Raw genomic sequence first — 19,171 nt, forward strand, 5'->3', positions numbered from 1 at the left:
CTTATCGGATGCGGGTGCACGCGGCGGTCATGGCTGCCCGGCCGGTGCTGCCGATGGCTCTCCAGCGCCATCGGCCGCCAGCGAATTCGGGGGCGTTTCAGTTGCCGTCTTGCCCAGGGTGTTCCAGCGTGCCCAATACGACCGCCTCGCCGACGGCGTCGACGATTTCGACGCGGCCGATGCCGCGCCACAAGATCATGCGCAACACGTCCGCGGTGTTCTTCTTGTCCAGGCGCATGAGCTCCAGCAGCGCCCTCGGTTCCACGCCCGGCGGCATGGCTTCCGGCAAGGAAAACTTTTGCAGCAGCCGCGCCAGCCGATGTCGGGCGACCGGAGCGCTCATGCCCAGGTGCTCGGAGAGCTGCGCGGCCAGCACCATGCCGATTGCCACGGCCTCGCCGTGCAGCAACAGGCGGTAGCCACTGGCGGTTTCCAGGGCATGCGCGAAGGTGTGGCCGAAATTGAGCAGGGCACGCGAACCGTGCTCGGCCTCGTCGCGCTGCACTACATCGGCCTTGAAGCGTATGGCGCGCGAGATCATCTCCAGCAAGGCCTGGCCGTCGCGCGCCACGATGGCGTCGACGTGGTCTTCCAGCCAGGTGAAGAGGGCCCGGTCGCCGATGCACGCGACCTTGACCACCTCGGCGAGGCCGGCGCGGTATTCACGCTCGGGAAGGCTCTTCAATGTGCCGATGTCGGCCACCACCGCGCGCGGTTGATGAAACGCCCCGACCAGGTTCTTGCCCGCCGGCAGGTTGACTCCGGTTTTGCCGCCCACCGAAGCGTCGACCATGGCCAGCAAGGTGGTTGGCATCTGTATGAAATCGATGCCGCGCATCCAGCATGCGGCGCTGAAACCCGCCAGGTCGCCGACCACGCCGCCGCCCAAGGCCAGGACACACGCATCGCGGGTGGCGCCCAAGGTCGCCAGCGCGTCCAGCACCCGGCCGACGTTGGCGAGCGTCTTGTACGCCTCGCCGTCCTCCAGCAGGTGGCTGGACCAATGCAGCCCGTCCAGGCCGGCGGTAACCCGCGGCAGGTACAGCGGCGCCACCGTCGTGTTGCTGACCACGAGCACGTGGCGCCCGCGCAACATCGCGCGCCAGCGCGCATGGTCGGTCAGCAAGCCCGGTCCGACCCAGACCGGATAGCTGCGTTGCCCGAGCGCGACGGTGACTGTGCGCAGGTTCATGCCTGGCGTTGCTCGTTGGCAGCGTCCGCCTGCACCCAGCACGCTTCGAGCAGGCCGACACAGCGGGCGCTCACCGTGGCCAGGTTGGCTGCTGCGCTGGCGACAGTCAGGTCGGCGATCGACTGGTATAGCGGCTCGCGCTCGATGGCCATCGCCTGCAAGCGTTGGCGACGGCCGTCACCGGCCAGCAGCGGTCGACTGCGATCCATGCGCAGGCGCTGGAGTTGCTGGTCGACATCGACCTGCAGCCAGACCACGAAGCCCCGGGTGGCCAGGCGCTCCCGGTTGGCGGCGTCGAGGACCGCGCCGGCGCCGGCGGCCATGACGATGCCCTGGCGCCGGGTGCAAGTCTCCATTAGCACCGCCTCACGCTTGCGGAAGCCGGCCTCGCCTTCGATGTCGAATATCACGCGGGTGCTGACCCCGGCCCGCTGCTCGATTTCCCGGTCCAGGTCGATGAAGGGAAGGCCGTAGTGCTCGCCGAGCAGCCGCCCGAGTGAGCTCTTGCCGGCGCCGGTCGGGCCGATAATGAAGATGTTGGAGGCCGGGTTCATGGGTGAATCGTAACAGGGGGAAGTCCGCCGTGGCCGTCCAGGCGGTACACGTGAGGTCCCCTGCGGCACAATGGAGTGGATCAATCACAATGGACGTATGGACTGCTGCTTGTTCTGTCCTGGAGTGGGTGTGGGCGAACGCGTATTGCTGGCTGGTTGCGGGAGTTTGGGGTTGCGCGTGGCGCGGCGCCTGCGCGCGCGGGGGGATGAGGTATGGGGCCTACGCCGCGGCGGCAGCACCGGTGCCGGCGGGGACCTGCACTGGCTGCATGCGGACTTGTGCGATCCTGGTTCCCTGCATGGCTTGCCTCGTGGCCTGACCCAGCTGGTGTACCTGCCGGCGCGACGACGGGGCGAGGTGGACGCCGGCCAGGCATTGTTCCCGGGTGGCCTGCGCAATCTGCTGGTGGCGCTCGACCAGGCGGCGTTGCGGCGGGTGCTGCTGGTGTCTTCGAGCGCGGTCTACGGCGATCACGCCGGGGCCTGGGTCGACGAGTCGACGCCGCCCGCCCCGTTGACCGAAAACGGCAAGGCCATGCACGCTACCGAACAATGGCTGGCTACCGTACAGCCAGCTGGCGCCGTGGTGTTGCGTCTGGCCGGTTTGTACGGTCCGGAGCGGCTTGGCGTGGTGGCGCGGCTGCGCGCCGGTACGGTCGGCGTGCCGCGGCAGGCCAGGCACTGGGCCAACCGCCTGCATGTGGATGACGCGGCGACAGCCATTGCGCATTTATTGCAGTTGGAGGCGCCACAACCGCTCTATCTCGGCGTGGACGATACGCCGCTGCCCCTCGACGTCCTCTATGACGCGCTGGCCCGCCTCGCGGGTGCGCCGCCGCCAGCCGATGGTCCGGCGCCAGCAGGGGTCGGCAGCAAGCGCCTGTGCAACGCGCGCTTGCGCGCCAGCGGCTGGGCGCCGCGTTGGCCGGATGCCAGGCTGGGTTATGCGGCCTTGCTCGGCAAGGCCGGCCGCGCAGCGCCGGTAGCTTGAATACTGACGCATCGCCCGAGCCCAGGCGTCTCGATGCCCGCCGGCTTGGGCCTGCCTGGAATCGCTTGCGGCTGGGCGGCTCAGGCGTGGCTGAGCGCCGTGACGTGCCGCTCGTCGTCGTATTCGACCACCGTATCGGCCAGCGCCGGCAGCGTGGCCAGGGCGTGTCGGCTGAGGCGTTCGAAATGGGCCAGGAAGCGGCGCATGGCCACGGCGTCCATGGCCAGTGGCGCGTGCCGTGCCAGCAGCTCCTGCTCCTGTTCGCTGCGCCAGCGCTGGACGATGTCCCAGCTTGGCGCCTGCAGCACGATCAGCGCGTCGAACTTGCGCCACAGCGGCTGGTAGCCACGCAGTTGCTTGTTGACCCAGAAGCGCCAGATGCCATCGGGATCCTCGCGGCGTTCGAGTTCGTTGACCGGTGATACCAGTTGCGAGCGCAACTGTGGGCGGATGCCCAGCGCCCAGCCTTCGATGATCACCAGCTTGGGCGCGATAGTGACACGTGGCCAGCGTGACGGCGGACAGCGTGTATCACGGCCCTTGTCGAAGCGCGGATAGGTCACTGGGAATTTGGCCGAAGCGCGCGGCAGGGCGGCCAGCACGGACAACAGCAACTCGATCTCATGGGTGCCTGGCACTCCGCGCGTGCGCAGTAGGGGATGGATCTGTTGCGCCAGTTCCTCGCGATCGCTCAACGAGTAGTAGAAGTCGTCGAGCGACAGGACCTGGGTCGGCCAGCCAAGCTGCTGCGCGTGCTGCTTCATCACCAGCGCCAGCGTGCTCTTGCCGCTGCCCTGCAGGCCGGACAAGCCCAGCACGTAAGGGCGGCGTGAGCGCGCGATGCGGCCGGCGTACTGGTCCAGCAGGTGCCCGGCGAGGGCTTCGTTGGAAGCGTTGCCCGAACCGTTCATACCGGCGACAATCCGCGGCGCGAGTGCCATGGGGGCGGTTGCCAGGCGCGTCCGGCGGCGCCGGGTCGAAGACGTACCCGCGCCTGCCGGGCTGGTACTGGCCCGGATGAAGCGGCACGCCGTGGCCACGCCGATTTGCTGTGGTTGCAGTTGGACATTGGTTTATTATGAACGAGAACCCCGCGCTGCATGCGCCGCGCGTTCACTACGATGTACACGGAAGGTTTTGTCTCCATGCTGAGTCCCGAGCTGCTCGATACGTTTTCCGCTTTGCTCGAGGAGGCCGTGGCCAGCGACGACCGCGAGCCGACGGCCATGAACCTTGCCACGGTCGACGGCGAGGGTCACGTTTCTTCGCGCATGGTGTTGCTGAAGGGCGTGGACGGGCGCGGCTTCCGTTTCTATACCAACTATGAGAGCGACAAGGGCGGCCAGCTCGCGGTGCACGCGCAGGTGGCGTTGAATTTCCATTGGAAGCAGCTGCGCGAGGGTGTACAGGTGCGTGTTGAAGGGTTGGCGCGCAAACTGCAGGATGCCGAGTCGGACGTCTACTTTGCCAGCCGCAAGCGCCACAGCCAAATCGGCGCCTGGGCCTCGCTGCAGTCGCAGACCTTGCCTGACCAGGCCACTTTTGACCAGCGCGTCGCGCGCTACGAGGCCGAGTTCGACGGCCAGGAAGTGCCCCGTCCGCCGCACTGGGGTGGTTTCCTGGTCGAACCGGACATGCTGGAGTTCTGGTACGGCGCGGCATTCCGGCTGCATCACCGGGTCCGCTGGAACCGGCATGGCAAGACCTGGACGAGCCGTCTGCTCTACCCCTGATGCGCCTCGTGAGTGAGCTGCTGCAGTCACGCTTCGAGGTCGCCACGCCGGGACGTGGCTTCACCGACATCACCGCTGAGGTGGTCGGGCGTGTTGCCGATTGCGCGGCAAGCACCGGTATCGTGCATGTGTTCGTGCCGCACACCAGTTGCTCGCTGCTGCTGGGCGAGAATGCCGATCCGGCCGTGCGCGAAGACCTGGAGCACTGGTTTGCGCGCACCGTGGTCGATGGTGATCCGCTCTTCCGGCATGCCGCCGAGGGACCCGACGACATGCCCGCGCACATCCGCTCGATCCTGGCTGGCGTGAGCGTGACCGTACCCATGGGCGAGGGCCGGCTGCAGTTGGGGACCTGGCAGGGCATCTATTTGTGGGAACACCGGCGGCAGCCACATCGGCGCACGGTGGTGGTGACCGTGCTGGGCGCGCAGCGGAATCCCGCAGGATAACTGCGACTTTGCGGCTCAGGCGCCGAGCGCGAGCCCGGTGCCGAGGTCGAGCAAGGGCGCGCTGACCAGGATGCGGGCCAGGAACAGGGCGATCAGCACCACCATCGGCGCGAAGTCGATGTTGCCGGCGATCAGCTTCCCGCGCAGCGGCCGCAGCAGCGGTGAGACGATGCATTCGGCCAGGCGCAGCAGCGGCTGGCGGCGGTCGGCGGCAAACATGCTGAGCAGCGACCAGCCGAAGACCAACACGATGTAGAACAGCAGCACGAAGTCGAGCAGGTCGGCCAGGGCCAGGAGCAGCAGCCCGGGCACGCTCGGCATGACGCCGAGCAGGGCAAACAACAAGAGCCGCCTGAGGACCAGCACGGCCCAGGCCAGCAGCACGGCAGCCAGGTTGAGATGCCGCCAATTCGGCAGCACGCGACGGATGGGTGCCAGCACGGGATTGGTGTAGCGGTAGATGAGCTGACTCAGCGGGTTGTAGAAGTCGGCCCGGCAAGCCTCGGCCGCGATCCGTGCCAACAGCAATACCACGACCAGGTCGCAAGCCAGTCCGAGCAGAAAGGATGCGGCATTCGCCAGGTAACTCATGCGTATTGATCCAGCTGATCCGAGAGTTCCGTACCACGCCGCCTCGCAGCGGCCATGGCGTGGGCCACGATACCGGCCAGGCCGCTGTCCGCCAGGCTGTCCAGCGCCGCCGGGGTGGTGCCATGGTGTGAGGTGACCCGGGCGCGCAACAGGGCCGGGTCCTCCCCGCTTTCGCTGAGCATACGGCCGGCGCCGAGGCAGGTTTGGGCGGCCAGCATACGCGCTGTCGCAGCAGGTAGGCCCTGCGCTGTCGCCGCTGCGACCAGATACTCGGTGAGGGCGAAAAAGTAGGCCGGCCCGGAGCCGGACAGGGCGGTTACGGTGTCCATGAGGTTTTCGTCGTCGACCCAGCACGCCAGGCCGACCGTGCCCAGGATATGTTGGGCCAAGGCCCGCTGTGCAGGGCTGACGCGGCCGTTGGCGCACAGTCCGCTGGCGCCGGCGCCAATCAGCGCTGCCACGTTGGGCATGCAACGGATGATGGCCAGCCCGCTGCCGAACCAGCGCTCCAGCTGATGCAAGCGGGCCCCTGCGGCGACCGAGATCAGCAGCGGCCGTTGGCGCTGCAGCGCGTCGCGCAGCCCCGTGGTGAGGCTTGGCAGGGCCTGCGGTTTTACGGCCAGGACGATCACCTCGGCGTCCGCGATGGCGGGCGCCGGTTCGGCGTAGGCGGCGACGCCAAGTTCGCGGCCGAGCAATTCGCGCGTCTCGGCAGCGGGTTCGGCGACGGTGATGGCCGATGGCGCCACGCCAGTCTTCAGCATGCCGCCCATCAGGCTGCGGGCCATGTTGCCACCGCCGATGAAGGCAATCCTGATCATTTACCCGCTCCGGTCGTGGCGTCGAATCGAATACCTTAGCGGCAGTGCGGCCGGCGGCAAACTCCCGGCGGCCGTTGCGTAGCGTTGCGTCGTGGTCCGGAGTGGGGGAGGAGCTCTTGCCGGGCGGCGGGCAAGCTGCTCTGAATCGTCCAACGCGCCTGTCTGGTTTCTTCCGCCCGCACTCCTAGTACCATCCAGCAAGCTGCGTGAGCGAGGCGAAGCGGGTCCGGGCTTGGCCTCGGGGTCGATCGCCGCCGCGGGCGTGCAACATGGCACGACGCATGCAGGCGCATCATTCATACATACGGGCAAACAGGGGCTAGGGCGATGGACATTGCGGAATTGCTGGCGTTCTCGGTCAAGAACAAGGCGTCTGACCTGCACTTGTCGGCGGGTCTGCCGCCGATGATCCGCGTCGACGGCGACGTGCGCCGGATCAACATTCCGGCGTTCGAGCACAAGCAGGTACACGCGCTGATCTACGACATCATGTCGGACAAACAGCGGCGCGATTACGAAGAATTCATGGAGACCGATTTTTCCTTCGAGATTCCAGGCTTGGCGCGCTTCCGGGTCAACGCGTTCACCCAGAACCGCGGTGCCGGTGCCGTGTTCCGCACGATTCCGGCCGAGGTCCAGACGCTCGAAGAACTCGGCTGCCCGCCGATTTTCCGGACCCTGATCGAGCAGCCGCAAGGCTTGATCCTGGTGACCGGACCGACCGGCTCGGGCAAGTCCACCACGCTCGCGGCCATGGTTGACCATATCAACAAGACTGAATACGGGCACATGTTGACGATCGAGGACCCGATCGAATTCGTGCACACCTCGCAAAAATGCCTGGTCAACCAGCGCGAAGTGCATCGCGACACGCTGGGCTTCAACGAGGCGCTGCGCTCTGCCTTGCGCGAGGACCCCGATTTTATCCTGGTGGGCGAGTTGCGCGACCTGGAGACGATCCGCCTGGCCTTGACCGCGGCGGAGACGGGCCACCTGGTGTTTGCCACCGTGCACACCAGCTCGGCGGCGAAGACGATCGACCGCATCATCGACGTGTTCCCGGCCGGCGAGAAGCCAATGGTGCGCTCGATGTTGTCCGAGTCGCTGCGGGCGGTCGTCTCGCAGTCGCTGCTGAAGAAGGTGGGTGGTGGACGCCTGGCGGCGCACGAGATCATGGTTGGCATCCCTGCCATCCGCAACTTGATCCGGGAGGACAAGGTCGCGCAGATGTATTCCTCGATCCAGACTGGACAGCAATTCGGCATGCAGACGCTCGACCAGTGCCTGCAGGACCTGGTCAAGCGTGGCGTGGTCTCGCGCCAGGAGGCCTCCAGCTATGCGAAGAACAAGGACCAGTTCAAATAGCCGCCCGCGTGCCGATATGCTGCGGGACGCAATTCAACGATTCGTTTGCCGAGGGTACCGCCCATGAGCGATTTCGACTTCACCTCGTTCCTCAAGCTGATGGTGCACAAGAAGGCCTCGGATCTGTTCATCACCGCCGGCGTACCGCCTTCGCTCAAAGTGCAGGGGCGCATCGGGCCGGTGACCCAGAGCCCGCTCAGCGTGCAGCAGGCGCGCGACATGGTGCTCAACGTGATGACGCCGGCGCAGCGCGAGGAGTTCGAGAAGACCCATGAGTGCCAGTTCGCGATCAGCGCGCAGGGCGTGGGGCGGTTCCGCGTGTCGTGTTTCTACCAGCGTGGCTGCGTGGGCATGGTATTGCGCCGGATCGAGGCGAAGATTCCGACCACCGAGGAGTTGCACCTGCCACAGGTGATCCAGCAACTGGCGATGACCAAGCGTGGCATCGTCATCCTCGTCGGCGGCACCGGCACCGGCAAGTCGACGACGCTGGCGGCGATGATCGGCTACCGCAACCTCAATTCGACCGGACACATCATCACGATCGAGGACCCGATCGAGTACCTGCACAAACATGAAAACTGCATCATCACCCAGCGTGAGATCGGGGTGGACACCGACAGCTGGGAAAACGCGCTGAAGAACTCCCTGCGCCAGGCGCCCGACGTGATCATGATTGGCGAGGTGCGTACGCGCGAGACCATGGAGCACGCGATCAACTTCGCCGAAACCGGGCACTTGTGCCTGTGCACCCTGCATGCCAACAACGCGAACCAGGCGATGGACCGCATTCAGCATTTCTTCCCCGAGGATCATCGTGAGCAGCTGTTGATGGACCTGTCGCTGAACCTGAAAGGCGTGGTGGCCCAGGTACTGATCCCCGCGCCGGACGGCAAGTCCCGGCACGTGGCGGTGGAGATCCTGCTTGGCACGCCGCTGGTGCAGGACTACCTGCGCCAGGGCGAAATCCACAAGCTGAAGGAAGTGATGAAGGAGTCGACGCTGCTTGGCATGCGCACGTTCGACCAAAGCCTGGTCGAGTTGTACCAGGCCGGGGACATTTCCTACGAGGACGCCCTGCGCTACGCCGACAGCACCAACGAGGTGCGCCTGCGCATCAAGCTGTCACAGGGGGGCGACGCGCATACCTTGTCGCAAGGCATGGATGGCGTCGAGATCGAGGAAACCAGCGATGCGCAGAACCTGGGTGGCAGCCACAGCATGCTCAATCGCTGAGGTCCCGCTTCCCCTCTCCCGCGCAAGGGACTCCCTACGGCCGCTGCTGGGAGAGGGGAAAACAGCGGGCTCAGTTGCGCGATTGCATCTTGGAGAGCAGGCGCAGGATTTCCAGGTACAGCCAGACCAGGGTGACCACCAGCGCAAACGCGCCGTACCACTCCATGTACCTGGGAGCGCCGGCACGGGCCCCGGTCTCGATCAGGTCGAAGTCAAGGATCAGGTTCAGCGCGGCAATGATCACCACCACCACGCTGAAGCCGATCGCCATCGTGCTGGTGCCGTTGATGAAGTCCATCGAGTGGCCGAAGAAGCCCATGATGAAATTCACCACGTACAGCAGCAGAATGCCGCCGGTGGCGGCGACGACGCCGAGCTTGAACTTCTCGGTCGGCCGGATCAGTCCGCTGCGATAGGCCAGGAGCATGGCCGCCATGGTGCCGAAGGTCAGGCCGACGGCACGCATCACGATGCCTGGATAGCGGGCCTCGAAAATCGCCGACAGCGCGCCGATGAACACGCCTTCGGCCACCGCGTACAGCGGCGCGGTATAGGGCGCCCAGGTCTTCTTGAAGATCGTGGCAAAGGCCAGGATCAAGCCGCCAATCATGCCGCCCAACATCATCGGCATCAGTGCTGACACGCTGGCCGGGCCGGCATATTGCGACCAGCTGTACATGGCGCCGACCAATACCAGGATGAGCAGGAATCCGGTCTTGTTCACGGTGCCGTTCACGGTCATCGCGTCGCCGCCATGGGCGAGGATGGCGCCGTTGCCTACATCGAGGAACGTGTTCTTGTTGAGGGCCGGGTTGCCGCTTTGCATGATTTCCTCCGCAGGGGGTGGCGCGGCAGCGGTTGTATCTGCCGCCGCGTTGGGGTGTAGCGCGTGTCAGCTTACTTCATTGTCGTCGCGCTGGTCAGCACGATGCCGTCGCCATCGACGTGCATTTCCGCGTTGATGTCGGCGATGCGTGCGGCCTGCAGCTGCATGGCGGCAAGTTGCGCTTTGGATTGTGCGACGTCGGCCGCGATGCTGGCGGCGTCAGCCGCGCTGGCGCTGCCCGCAGGCTCGCTGCCCTTGCCCAGGATTGCCGCCGCGCCGGCCAGCTTGTCAGCCTGCTGGTCCATGAGCTGCAGCCATTGCAGGTACATCGCCCCGCTGAGGTGCATGCGGGCCGTGCGTCCCGGCTCGCCGACGGGAGCCTTCAGCGCCTGTGCCAGCTTGACGTCTTCCCCGGCGCCCACGCCCAGCGCCAATACCTTGTCGGTCAGGGCCAGCCAGGCCGGCTGGCCGATGATGGTCGCCAGGTCCTGCGGCAAGGGTTGCGGCGGGCCACCGGCTACGGGCTTGACCCGGGTCAGCGAGGGTACGGTCATCTGGCCCATGGCGAACAGGCCGGCTGGATTGTTGCTGGCCACCAGCAGGCGGCCGGACATCTTCGGCATGCCGCCGTCCTTGACCTGCTGCAGGCTGTCCAGCGCCAGGCCGATGCCCTGCAGGTCGCCAAACGGCGGTATGGCAGCCTTCTGCAGCCACTGGCCGAGCGTGGCAAAACTGTCATTGAGGTCGGTGAGCTCGGGACAGGCAAACGGTTTGGCAGCCACGGCGTCGACCTGGGTCGACCAGAACTCGCGCAGGGCGGCGATGGGCAGCGCGAGCGCCACGTCGAACGGCGCCGCGTCGGCGCCGTGGCCGCCCAGGCCGGGTAGGGACACTTGCAACCCAGCGAAGGCCTTGCTGATGTCTGCGGCCAGGGCAATGTCCAGGCGGGCGTCCTGGCGCGTGGCGGTGAGCGTGGTGTAGCCGAAGCTGGCCGCGGGCACGCGGGCGGCGATGCGCGTGGCTTCGGCCACGCAGGTCGGACCTGTGCGCAACTGGTTAGCGACCGGCTCGCCAGTCTTGGCCGTGGTCGCTTCGGCATGGGCGACCTGCACGGCGTGCAGCAGGGGATCCTGGCCGCCGAGCAGCAGCGGCAGCAGGCGCGTCATGTCCAGCTGGCCGACCAGATATTTCCGGTAGCCCTTGGCCTTGGCCAGGTCGCTCAAGCGGTCGCTGTCCTGCACGCTCTTGGCTGGCCGCTCCAGGCCAAGGGCCTGGCGCAACAGCGGCTTGGCGGCGTTTGCCGGCAGCAGCGCGAGTACCGCCTGCTTGCCCTGGGTGGCGATGATCAATTGCGTGCCGGAGCTGGCGAAGCTGCGCGCGCGATAGGTTTGCTGGCCTTCCTGGTGCACCTCGAGCGGCTTGCCGTAGGCACGCTCCAGGTTGGCGATGAAACTGTCGAATGCCTTGGGGTCGTCCAACGCCAGGCGCGCCACTGGTGCCAGGCCGATGCCGTACAGGGCAAAGCGGCCTTCGAGTTCGATCCCGGCCGCCTCGGCGAAGCTTTCGACCGTCTTGCCCTTGAACTCGGCCGCCAAGGCATGCAGCAGCTTGGCACCGTCGGGGTCCTGCTCCTGCAGGCGGTCGGCCATGGCGTTGAGCCTGGCCAGTTGCGATGGCAATTGCGCATCGGCCTGCACCAGCAAGGCCTTGCGCGTGCCGCGGTCGAGCGTGTCGATGTTGGCCACCACGTACGGCGTATCGGCCGGGGCGAAAGCCAATGGCGCGTTCTTGTCCTTGGAGGAGCAGGCGGCAAGCAGGACGCCTGTCAGCGCCAGCAAGAGGAGGCGCGTGGTGAGTTGCATGGAGGGCCCAGGATGGTAGTTGCGGCGCCGCCCATTATGCCTGCTTTGCCCCAACCCCCAGGTGAAAGCCGCGTCTAACGTTTCAGCGTGCCAGCACCTCGTTCAGCACCGCCATGCGCACGAACACGCCGTTGCTGACCTGCTCCAGGATGCGCGACTGCGGCCCGTCGGCCACCTCGGAAGCAATCTCGATACCGCGGTTGATCGGCCCCGGGTGCATCACCAGGCAGCCCTCGCCAGCCAGCGCAAGCCGCCGTTGATCGAGGCCGTAGCGCTGGAAGTAGGCGGCCAGGTCGGGCAATTCAGTGGCCTGCATGCGCTCTTTTTGCAGGCGCAGCATGATCACCGCATCGACACCCGCAATGGCCTGGTCGAAATCGACCACGTGCTGCACCTGGGGAAATTCCTCCGTCGGCGGCAACATGGCCGGCGGCGCGCACAGGCGGACGTCTTGCACGCCCAGCGTAGTCAGCGCGCGCAAGTCGGCGCGGGCCACGCGCGAGTGCTTGATGTCGCCACAGATGGCGACTTTGAGTCGGTAGAAATCGGGTCGGTGCTGGCGGATGGTGAGCGCGTCAAGCAGGCCCTGGGTCGGGTGCGCGTGTTCGCCATCGCCGGCATTGATCACCGAGACGCCGCTCATGGCCAGGCGGACCATGGCATCGGGAGTGCCAGCCTGGGCATGGCGCACGATGATCGCATCCAGGTGCATGGCCTCGAGCGTATGCAGGGTGTCGACCAGCTCCTCGCCCTTGCGCACCGAGGACAGCTCGATGTTGAGGTTGACCACGTCGGCGCCGAGGCGCCGCGCCGCAAGCTCGAACGAGGTGCGGGTGCGCGTCGAGGGCTCGAAGAACATGGTCAACACCGTGCGTCCGGCCAGCACGTCGAGCTTGCGCGTGCCGTGTGCGCAGGCGTCGCGCAGCCGCTCGGCGCTGTCCAGCAGGCGCTCGATCGTGCTGCGGGGAAGTTGGTCCAGCGTGGTGAGGTGGCGCAGGCGGGGGCTCATGGGCAAAGGTCGTCAGGTGGGCTGCAGCGGATCAGGGTGGAGGGGTTTGCGACGCCAGGCTTGCACTGTGCTGCAGCCAGCGTTCCAGGATGATGGCAGCCGCGTCGGCGTCGATCGTGGCGCGCTGGCTGCGCCGGCGCGAACCGGCCGCCCGGCCTTGGGCGAAGCGTTGCGCAGCCTCGCGCGAGCTGTCGCGCTCGTCCTCGAATACCACGGGCAGCCCATAGCGCGCGCCGAGTGCGGCGGCAAATTGCCTGGCGACGCGGCTGGCCGGCTGCTCGCTGCCATCCAGGCGCAGTGGCAAGCCGACCACCAGGGTTTCGGGTTGCCAAGTTGCATGTAGGCGGTCGAGCTGCTGCCAGTCTGGGCTGCCTTCGCGCATGGGCAGCGTCGCCAGCGGCCTGGCGCTGGCGGTCAGGCGGTTGCCGATGGCCACGCCAGTCAGGCGGCTGCCGACATCGAAGGCAAGCACAGAACTCACGCGTGTCCCGCGTAGCCGGACAGCTGGCGCGGGTCCACTCCTACGAGGCCGGCGGCGGCGCTCCAGCGCTCCTCCAACGGGGTTTCAAATACGATGCGGCTGCTACCCTCGGTGGTGAGCCAAACGTTGGCGCGGATTTCCTGTTCCAGTTGGCCGGCGTCCCAGCCGGCATAGCCCAGCACCATGACCGCCTCGCGCGGCCCCTCGCCGGCGGCCATCGCCACCAGGATGTCGCGTGAGGTGGTTACCGACCAGGCGTCGCCGATGCGGTAGCTCGACTCCCAGGCGCCACGTTCACGATGCAATACGAAGCCGCGCTCCTGCTGCACCGGGCCCCCAATCAATACCGGGGCATGTGCCAGGTCGTCATCGCTGCAGTGCAGTTTCATCTGTGCCAGCACGTCGCCGAAACGGTAATGCGACAGTTGGTTGACCAGCAGGGCGACGGCTCCGTCGGCATCGTGCTGGCACAGCAAGGCGACGCCACGGGCAAACGGTGGCTCGGCCTGGTGCGGCATGGCGATCAGGAAGTGCCCGGTGAGGGTATGCGATGTCTCGCTGCTCATGCCCGCCATTCTAAGCCGGCCGGCAAGTGACGCGTAGCCGGCGTGGCGCTCACTTGTTGCGCAGCACGTTCCCCGGCAGGAATTCCCAGGTACGCGTGATGTAGAGCTCGTCCACCTTGGTGCTGGCCGGCAGCGGCGGAAACGGGCCGGCCAGGCGCACGATGCGCTCGGCCGCCTCGTCCAGGATTGGTTGGCCTGAGCTCTGGATGACGGTGATGCTGTGGATGCTGCCGTCGCGGTTGATGCCCACAGTGAGCAGAAGGTCGCCGTACAGCTTGTGCTGGCGCGCACGTTCGGGATAGTTGAGGTTGCCGACGCGCTGCACCCTGTCCGACCAGGCCCGCATGTAGCTGGCATACACATACTCGCTGGTGCTGGCGGAGATGAATTTCTTGACTGGCCGTTTGGCCAGGGCCTTGTTTTGCGCCCGCACCTCGGCAGCCAGCTGGGCGATGGCCGCCTCGCGCTGCAGCTCGTCCGCGGGCGGCGCCGCCTCGGCGCGGTGGCGGGCCTGCGCGCTGTCGCTGCGCACCCGGAACGAACTGGCGCCGGTGCTGGTGACCTGGCGCGACGGCGTGGCCTCCTGCGCCGGTGGCGCGCTGGCCTTGACCGGGCGTGGGAGGATTCCGGGATCGGGGCGTGGCAGGGTGCCGGAGAACAGCTGCGATGGGCGGGCGGCGCGGTCGCTGTCGCCGCCACCGCGGTTGCTGGCCTGGGCCAGGAAGTCCGCTTGCTCGGGCGTCTCGCGGTTCGCCACGTTGACGAGAGTGACGTCCAGAGTCGGCTGGGCCGCAGGGTGCGCAAAGTGGAAAGTGATGCCCAACAACAGCACGCCATGAACCAGCAGCGAGAACAAGGCGGTGGCGCTGAGGGGATTGGGCGCAGCGGCCGTATCGGTCGCCATGTTCAGCCGTTTTTGTGCGCGCGGCAGCGCGGCTCGATCACGTCGAACAGCTGCGCGCTGATGTTCAGTCCGAACTGCGCATCCAACTCGCGCGCGCAGGTTGGCGAGGTGACGTTGATTTCCGTGAGGTAATCGCCGATGACGTCCAGGCCGACGAACAACAAGCCGCGCCGACGCAGTTCGGGCGCCACTTGTTGCACGATCCAGCGGTCGCGTTCGGACAACGCCATGCCTTCGCCCCGTCCGCCGGCGGCGAGGTTGCCGCGGAACTCGTTGCCTTGCGGGATACGCGCCAACGCCCAAGGCACCGGCTCGCCATCGACCACCAGGATACGCTTGTCGCCAGCGGTGATTTCCGGGATGTACCTCTGCGCGATCGCCAGTTGTGTGCCATGCCCGTGGCCGTCGCCGCCAAGCAAGGTCTCCAACATCGAATTCAGGTTGTGGTCGCCGGGTTTGACGCGAAAGATGCGTTGCCCGCCCATGCCATCGAGCGGCTTCAGCACCACGTCGCCCTGCTCGGCAGCGAAGCGGCGCAGTTCCACGGCGTCGCGGCTGACCAGGGTCGGAGCCGTGCATTGCGGGAACTGCAGGGCGAAGAGCTTCTCGTTGCAATCACGCAGTGCGCGCGGGTCGTTGACCACCAGCACGCCGGCGCGCTGGGCCTGCTCAAGCACCATGGTGTCGTAGATGAACTGGCTGTCGACCGGCGGATCCTTGCGCATCAGCACCACGTCGAGCTCGCGCAGGTCGCGCCACTGCGCTTGGCCGAGCGTGTACCAGCCGGTGGGGTCATCCTTCACCGCCAAAGGCGCGAGCCGCGCCCAAGGCACGCCGTCACGCAAGGCCAGATCGCGCTGCTCCATGTAGTACAGCGTATGGCCGCGGCGCTGGGCCTCCAGCAACAGGGCGAGACTCGTGTCCTTGGCCACTTTGATGGCGCCGATCGGGTCCATCAATATGGCAATCGACAACGGCATCATGGCTACCTCGGCAGTGGGGCGACGCCAGCCGGGTGCGCGGCGACGCTATGGGCTCCATGGTAAAGCCGAAGCGCCGCCGGGTGCGGGAAGGATGGCGCGGTATCCGTCCGCCAGCCGTCGGATGCTGCCGCTGTGCGGCGGGTAGTGCCAAAAATCCGGCAGTTGCGCCGCTCTCGCTTGACAGCCTCGAGCGACAGGCGGTACACAACGAAGATGGTGTGGCTGGCGCGGCACTGGCTTGGTGCGGACGCGCCTTTGTGTTTTGGCGCACATATCACTTGGTATGGGTGTTGCATACTGCAATGGAGTCCGCTTCGGACGGATTGTCGGGGAATCGCGTGGATCCAAACTCAAGCACGCAGCTGGCCGGACTGAAGGTGATGGTGATCGACGACTCCAAGACCATCCGGCGCACCGCCGAGACCTTGCTGAAAAAGGAAGGCTGCGAGGTGTTGACCGCGATCGACGGTTTCGAGGCGCTGGCGAAGATCTCGGATCAGAAGCCGGCAATCATCTTTGTCGACATCATGATGCCGCGCCTGGACGGCTACCAGACCTGTGCCCTGATCAAGAACAACCCGGAGTTCCGTGGCACGCCGGTCATCATGCTCAGCTCCAAGGATGGCCTTTTCGACAAGGCTCGCGGCCGCATTGTCGGCGCCGAGCAATACCTGACCAAACCCTTCACCCGCGATGAATTGTTTGGGGCCATCCGCCGCCATGTGAGTGCCGTGGCGGCCTGATCGCAGGCATGCGCCGAGAGACGTCGATGTCCAGCATGATCAGCGTTCGCGTTTCACTTGCCACCCGCGGTGTAGGTCGTGCGACGGGCCCGGTCGTGCCCGCTCGCACCCGGGCGCGGATGGGTGCCGCGCCGCGGACGCGACATGACTGACGCCGGCGCGCACGACCCGTTTGCCGTGCTGGCGCGCTATGAGCGCCTGGCGCTCACGCATGCGCAGGGGCTGGCGGAGAATCCGGCGCTGGCCGGCAGCTGGCGCGGCATCGGTTTTCGGACGGGCGAACGCCTGTTTGCCAGCGGGATCGATGAGATCGGCGAGTTGCTGGTCGTACCGGAGCTGACACCGGTGCCGGGTACGCAGCCCTGGCTGCTGGGCATTGCCAATGTGCGCGGCAACTTGGTGCCGGTGGTCGATCTGGCGCGCTTCCTGTTTGGCCAGCGTACGCAGCAGGGTGAACGCACGCGACTGTTGCTGGTGCGCCAGGGCAACGGCAGCGTGGCCCTGATGGTGGATGAGGTGTATGGCCAGCGCATCGTCGATGAGGAGCAACATCGCACTGCGGTGCCTGAGCGCGATCCACGGCTGGCCAGGTTTGTGGACAGTTGCGTGGGCGAGCCCCGGCTGGCGATCTTCAGCATGCAGCGGCTGGTGCGCGCACCGGATTTCCGTCAGGCTGCGGCGTGAGCCGCTGCAGCCCAGCGGATCCGGGTGCCGGGCTGCGGCTTGGCTTGGCCTTGCGTAGGACACGGGCACAGCTTCGTGCAGCTGGCTGCGCGGCGGGGCAGGAGCCTGACAATCGAGGTGAGTATGAGCACTAAAGGGAGTGTCGGCGGAGAACATGGGTACACCGCACTCATCGTGCTGTTGCTCGCCGCGATCGCGTTTGCCGCGTTGAACTTTTACGAACTCAACCGCGCCAACGACGAAGACCGCCAGGCCGTGGCCCTCACCACGCAGGTCCAGGTACTGTCGCAGCAGGCGGCGCGCTTTGCGCTGGAGTCGACTGGCGCCCACGTCGATGCGTTCACCGACCTGGAAACCACGCGCAATACCATCGGCTCGGCCATGCAGCGCCTGCAGCATGGCGACCGGGAAAGTGGCATGCGCGGCTATGCCGACGACCGCAGCCCGACGGGACAGGCCGTGGCCGCACTGGCCAGTGCCTGGCAACACCTGGATGGGAACCTTGGCAAGATCCTGGGCAACAAGGCGCTGGTGGTCGATGCCTCGCAGCAGGCTGCGGTCCTGTCGAACCAGGTCACGCAGATCAACGCCAGCATGGACCAAGTGGTGAATGGGCTGGTGCAGCGCAACGCCAGCACCGCCGAGGTGGTGGGGACCTCGCGACAGATGCTGTCGGCTGACCGTATCCTGCGCCGCGTCCAGGAAGTGATCCAGGGTGGGGCAGACTCGGCCACCGCTGCAGACGGCCTCGCGCGCGACGCGGAGCTTTACGGCAATGTGCTCACGGGGCTGGTGTCGGGGGGCGGCAACACGGGGGTACGCATGGTGGCCGATCCCCAGGCCCGCAGGATACTCGGCGACGTGGACGCGAGCTGGAGCAAGCTGACTGGTGCGGTTGCCGCCTTGGTGCTGGCGGCGCCCAAGCTGGCCAGCGTGAAGGTCGCGGCAAACGAGGCCTCGGTCGATTCACAGACCGTGCTGTTGCGTGCCAACGCCTTGTCCGAGCGCATCGATGCGGCGGCGACCCACCGCCTGTTCCCGAATGTCTGGTGGGGCCTGTTTGGTGCGGCCGCGGCGGTGGCCTTCGCCCTGCTCCTGGTGATCACCTTGATCGGCGACCAGCGCCGCCGCTTCGCGCACAGCACCGAGCTGAACCGGCGCAACCAGGAAGCCATCATGCGCCTGCTGGACGAAATGGGCTCGCTCGCCGAGGGCGACCTGACCGTGACCACCACGGTCTCCGAAGACATTACCGGCGCCATCGCCGACTCGGTCAACTACGCCATTGACGAGTTGCGCTCGTTGGTCACCACCATCAACGAGACGTCCGAGCAAGTGTCGAGCTCGGCGCAGGAGAGCCAGGCCACGGCCCGCAGCCTGGCGGATGCGGCGCAAAAGCAGGCGCGCGACATCAGCGCCGCGACCTCGTCGATCAACCAGATCGTGAGCTCCATGGATACGGTGTCGAAGGATTCGGCAAAGTCCGCCGAGGTGGCCGAGCAATCCGTGACCATCGCCGCCCGCGGGGCCACCGTGGTGCGCGAGACGATCGCGGGCATGGATTCAATCCGCGACCAGATCCAGGAGACGTCCAAACGCATCAAGCGCCTCGGCGAATCGTCGCAGGAGATTGGCTCGATCGTCGAGCTGATCAGCGACATCGCCGAGCAGACCAACATCCTGGCCTTGAATGCGGCGATCCAGGCCGCGTCAGCCGGTGAGGCGGGCCGGGGTTTTGCCGTGGTTGCCGACGAGGTGCAGCGGCTGGCAGAACGCTCCACGCGGGCGACCAAGCGCATCGAAGCGCTGGTCCAGGCCATCCAGTCCGATACTGGCGAAGCGGTGAGTTCGATGGAGCAAACCACGGCGGGGGTGGTGTCAGGCGCCCACCTGGCCGAGGACGCCGGCGGTGCACTGGGCGACATCGAGCGCGTGTCGCACGACCTGGCCGCGCTGATCCAGGCCATCTCGACCGCCGCCAGCCAGCAGTCCACGGCCGCCACCGAAATTTCGGCATCGATGAACGCGATCCAGGACATCAGCTCGCAGACCTCGGACGGTGCCAGCCAGACTGCCGACTCGATCGGCACCCTGGCGCAACTGGCGAGCGACTTGCGGCGCTCGGTCGCCCACTTCACCTTGCCGGCGTGAGAACTTCGACGCACCGCCAGGACGCCATAA

The 19,171-nt window shown here is 66.6% G+C and carries 20 protein-coding genes; 8 read left to right on the forward strand and 12 right to left on the reverse strand.

What is annotated here, in order from left to right:
* Window positions 1-97: 97 nt before the first annotated feature.
* Together aroB and AC3WJB_RS07245 are read right to left on the reverse strand one after the other, a co-directional pair.
* Window positions 98-1,192 (reverse strand): 3-dehydroquinate synthase, encoded by a 1,095-nt coding sequence (aroB, locus tag AC3WJB_RS07240; protein WP_492680111.1) that lies wholly within the window; start codon window positions 1,190-1,192, stop codon window positions 98-100.
* Window positions 1,189-1,746: a shikimate kinase gene (locus AC3WJB_RS07245; protein ID WP_492680113.1), complete on the reverse strand. Its 558-nt coding sequence runs from the start codon at window positions 1,744-1,746 to the stop codon at window positions 1,189-1,191. The genes aroB and AC3WJB_RS07245 overlap by 4 nt, the downstream gene beginning before the upstream one ends.
* Before the next feature lie 130 nt (window positions 1,747-1,876).
* Here AC3WJB_RS07245 and AC3WJB_RS07250 point away from each other — a divergent pair, with 130 nt between their 5' ends.
* Window positions 1,877-2,737 carry an NAD-dependent epimerase/dehydratase family protein gene (locus tag AC3WJB_RS07250; RefSeq protein WP_492680115.1) on the forward strand — a complete coding sequence of 287 codons (861 nt, stop codon included), beginning with the start codon at window positions 1,877-1,879 and terminating at the stop codon, window positions 2,735-2,737.
* An 80-nt stretch (window positions 2,738-2,817) separates the two neighbouring features.
* Here the strand turns inward: AC3WJB_RS07250 and AC3WJB_RS07255 are convergent, their stop codons facing one another.
* Window positions 2,818-3,678: a kinase gene (locus tag AC3WJB_RS07255; RefSeq protein WP_492680117.1), complete on the reverse strand. Its 861-nt coding sequence runs from the start codon at window positions 3,676-3,678 to the stop codon at window positions 2,818-2,820.
* Between the two features lie 204 nt (window positions 3,679-3,882).
* Here AC3WJB_RS07255 and pdxH point away from each other — a divergent pair, with 204 nt between their 5' ends.
* Both pdxH and AC3WJB_RS07265 read left to right on the forward strand, forming a co-directional pair.
* Window positions 3,883-4,470 carry a pyridoxamine 5'-phosphate oxidase gene (pdxH, locus tag AC3WJB_RS07260; RefSeq protein ID WP_492680119.1) on the forward strand — a complete coding sequence of 196 codons (588 nt, stop codon included), beginning with the start codon at window positions 3,883-3,885 and terminating at the stop codon, window positions 4,468-4,470.
* On the forward strand, window positions 4,470-4,919 hold the full coding sequence (locus AC3WJB_RS07265; protein ID WP_492680121.1) for a secondary thiamine-phosphate synthase enzyme YjbQ: 450 nt from the start codon (window positions 4,470-4,472) through the stop codon (window positions 4,917-4,919). The genes pdxH and AC3WJB_RS07265 overlap by 1 nt, the downstream gene beginning before the upstream one ends.
* A gap of 15 nt (window positions 4,920-4,934) precedes the next feature.
* Here the strand turns inward: AC3WJB_RS07265 and AC3WJB_RS07270 are convergent, their stop codons facing one another.
* Both AC3WJB_RS07270 and proC read right to left on the reverse strand, forming a co-directional pair.
* Window positions 4,935-5,510 carry a YggT family protein gene (locus AC3WJB_RS07270; protein WP_492680123.1) on the reverse strand — a complete coding sequence of 192 codons (576 nt, stop codon included), beginning with the start codon at window positions 5,508-5,510 and terminating at the stop codon, window positions 4,935-4,937.
* On the reverse strand, window positions 5,507-6,331 hold the full coding sequence (gene proC, locus AC3WJB_RS07275) for a pyrroline-5-carboxylate reductase (RefSeq protein ID WP_492680125.1): 825 nt from the start codon (window positions 6,329-6,331) through the stop codon (window positions 5,507-5,509). Before proC ends, AC3WJB_RS07270 begins: the two co-directional genes overlap by 4 nt.
* Window positions 6,332-6,658: 327 nt before the next feature.
* On the opposite strand from proC, the gene AC3WJB_RS07280 reads away from it, so the two are divergent.
* Together AC3WJB_RS07280 and AC3WJB_RS07285 are read left to right on the forward strand one after the other, a co-directional pair.
* Window positions 6,659-7,696: a type IV pilus twitching motility protein PilT gene (locus AC3WJB_RS07280; RefSeq protein WP_492680127.1), complete on the forward strand. Its 1,038-nt coding sequence runs from the start codon at window positions 6,659-6,661 to the stop codon at window positions 7,694-7,696.
* A 63-nt stretch (window positions 7,697-7,759) separates the two neighbouring features.
* Window positions 7,760-8,932 (forward strand): PilT/PilU family type 4a pilus ATPase, encoded by a 1,173-nt coding sequence (locus AC3WJB_RS07285; protein ID WP_492680129.1) that lies wholly within the window; start codon window positions 7,760-7,762, stop codon window positions 8,930-8,932.
* A 70-nt stretch (window positions 8,933-9,002) separates the two neighbouring features.
* On the opposite strand, the gene AC3WJB_RS07290 is transcribed toward AC3WJB_RS07285, so the two are convergent.
* The 7 genes from AC3WJB_RS07290 to gshB all read right to left on the reverse strand — a co-directional run bounded on the left by AC3WJB_RS07290 (window position 9,003) and on the right by gshB (window position 15,560).
* Window positions 9,003-9,758: a Bax inhibitor-1/YccA family protein gene (locus tag AC3WJB_RS07290; protein ID WP_492680131.1), complete on the reverse strand. Its 756-nt coding sequence runs from the start codon at window positions 9,756-9,758 to the stop codon at window positions 9,003-9,005.
* A 71-nt stretch (window positions 9,759-9,829) separates the two neighbouring features.
* Window positions 9,830-11,620, reverse strand: a complete 1,791-nt coding sequence (locus AC3WJB_RS07295; protein WP_492680133.1) for a hypothetical protein — start codon at window positions 11,618-11,620, stop codon at window positions 9,830-9,832.
* Window positions 11,621-11,702: 82 nt separating this feature from the next.
* On the reverse strand, window positions 11,703-12,629 hold the full coding sequence (locus tag AC3WJB_RS07300) for an aspartate carbamoyltransferase catalytic subunit (RefSeq protein ID WP_492680135.1): 927 nt from the start codon (window positions 12,627-12,629) through the stop codon (window positions 11,703-11,705).
* A gap of 31 nt (window positions 12,630-12,660) precedes the next feature.
* On the reverse strand, window positions 12,661-13,110 hold the full coding sequence (gene ruvX / locus AC3WJB_RS07305) for a Holliday junction resolvase RuvX (protein WP_492680137.1): 450 nt from the start codon (window positions 13,108-13,110) through the stop codon (window positions 12,661-12,663).
* Window positions 13,107-13,676 carry a YqgE/AlgH family protein gene (locus tag AC3WJB_RS07310; protein ID WP_492680139.1) on the reverse strand — a complete coding sequence of 190 codons (570 nt, stop codon included), beginning with the start codon at window positions 13,674-13,676 and terminating at the stop codon, window positions 13,107-13,109. Before AC3WJB_RS07310 ends, ruvX begins: the two co-directional genes overlap by 4 nt.
* A 49-nt stretch (window positions 13,677-13,725) precedes the next feature.
* Complete coding sequence (locus AC3WJB_RS07315) at window positions 13,726-14,586, reverse strand: energy transducer TonB (protein ID WP_492683124.1); 861 nt, start codon at window positions 14,584-14,586, stop codon at window positions 13,726-13,728.
* Window positions 14,583-15,560 carry a glutathione synthase gene (gene gshB, locus AC3WJB_RS07320; RefSeq protein WP_492683126.1) on the reverse strand — a complete coding sequence of 326 codons (978 nt, stop codon included), beginning with the start codon at window positions 15,558-15,560 and terminating at the stop codon, window positions 14,583-14,585. The genes AC3WJB_RS07315 and gshB overlap by 4 nt, the downstream gene beginning before the upstream one ends.
* Window positions 15,561-15,943: 383 nt before the next feature.
* Here gshB and pilG point away from each other — a divergent pair, with 383 nt between their 5' ends.
* From pilG to AC3WJB_RS07335, 3 genes are all read left to right on the forward strand, one after another.
* Window positions 15,944-16,306: a twitching motility response regulator PilG gene (gene pilG, locus AC3WJB_RS07325; RefSeq protein WP_492683128.1), complete on the forward strand. Its 363-nt coding sequence runs from the start codon at window positions 15,944-15,946 to the stop codon at window positions 16,304-16,306.
* 144 nt (window positions 16,307-16,450) lie between these two features.
* Window positions 16,451-16,990, forward strand: coding sequence for a chemotaxis protein CheW (locus tag AC3WJB_RS07330; protein WP_492680141.1), 540 nt, complete (start codon window positions 16,451-16,453; stop codon window positions 16,988-16,990).
* 123 nt (window positions 16,991-17,113) lie between these two features.
* Entirely contained in the window at window positions 17,114-19,141 is a 2,028-nt protein-coding gene (locus AC3WJB_RS07335) for a methyl-accepting chemotaxis protein (protein WP_492680143.1), read from the forward strand.
* Window positions 19,142-19,171 lie beyond the last annotated feature (30 nt).

This window comes from Rhodanobacter sp. FW510-R10, assembly GCF_058781105.1.